Origin of the sequence: Nocardioides cremeus, from assembly GCF_030518195.1 — a bacterium.
In the GTDB taxonomy this organism is placed as follows: Bacteria; Actinomycetota; Actinomycetes; order Propionibacteriales; family Nocardioidaceae; genus Nocardioides; species Nocardioides cremeus.
On the sequence record NZ_JAULSC010000425.1, the window covers coordinates 1 to 224 of the forward strand.

At 71.4% G+C, this 224-nt stretch carries 1 pseudogene; it reads left to right on the forward strand.

From position 1 onward, the window contains the following. A pseudogene (locus QWJ41_RS21590) lies at positions 1-224 on the forward strand (hypothetical protein); the annotation flags it as partial.

The following is a 224-nucleotide window of genomic DNA, read 5'->3' on the forward strand; positions in this document are numbered from 1 at the left end:
AGCTGGTCAAGGGCTCGCTGGTCTTCCCGATCAGCGGCGGCAACGTCTCGGTCTTCACCCCGGGCGAGGTCTCGCCGTACGTCATCGGCCAGCTGCAGCACGAGGGCTCGGGGCTCACCCGGGCCGCCGGCGGCACGACCGTGCGGCTGAGCAACTTCAACGTCGACCCCGGCGTGTCCCGGGTGTACGGCGACGTGGCCGTCAACGGCCAGACCGCCGTCACC